Origin of the sequence: Streptomyces sp. DH12 (genome assembly GCF_020873895.1) — a bacterium.
In the GTDB taxonomy this organism is placed as follows: domain Bacteria; phylum Actinomycetota; class Actinomycetes; order Streptomycetales; family Streptomycetaceae; genus Streptomyces.
The window spans coordinates 1-809 of record NZ_JAHWGT010000205.1 but is presented as its reverse complement, the minus strand read 5'-3'; the positions used below and the strand labels follow the sequence as shown (position 1 = coordinate 809).

General features: G+C 69.1%; 1 protein-coding gene. It reads left to right on the top strand.

Annotated features, from left to right (window positions below; genetic code table 11):
- Positions 1–809 (top strand): SRPBCC family protein (locus LPA54_RS33530; protein WP_228984489.1); only part of this gene is annotated, 809 nt, incomplete at both ends.

Genomic DNA, 809 nt, shown 5'->3' with positions numbered 1-809 from the left:
GACCGGCTCAAGGCGGAGCTGCAGGACTACCTCGCCGCCCAGGCCACCCGGCTGCTGACCGGCGTCGGCCACAAGCTGGGCGAGACCACCGGCAAGCTGAACGACATCGCCGAGGGCAACAGCCCCGGCTTCGCCAAGCTCGCCGTCGACGGCGGCAGGAAACTCGCCGAGGGCAAGGGCCCGCTGCGCACCGCCGTGGAACTCGGCGCCGGCCGGGCCAAGGACAGCGTCAAGGGCGCCCTGAAGAACCTCGGCGGCGGCAAGGGCAAGCGCAAGAAGTCGTCCGGCAACAAGCCGACCGTCATCATCGAGCACATCGACGTCGGCGTGCCGCTGCGCACCGCGTACGACCAGTGGACGCAGTACCAGGACTTCAGCACCTTCGCCAAGGGCGTGAAGAGCGCCAACAAGGCCGACGACACCACGTCGGACTGGCAGGCGAAGATCTGGTGGTCCAACCGCAGCTGGAAGGCGACGACCACCGAGCAGGTGCCCGACGACCGGATCGCCTGGAGCTCGGAGGGCGCCAAGGGCACCACCAAGGGCGTCGTCTCGTTCCACAAGCTCGCCGACAACCTGACCCGGGTCCTGCTGGTCATCGAGTACTACCCCTCGGGCTTCTTCGAGAAGACCGGCAACATCTGGCGCGCCCAGGGCCGCCGCGCCCGGCTCGACCTGAAGAACTTCGCCCGCTTCATCACGATCAAGGGCGAGGCCGAGGACAGCTGGCGCGGCGAGATCCGCGACGGCGAGGTCGTCCGCAGCCACGAGGACGCCCTGGCCGAGGAAGAGGAGGAGCAGGGCGGTCC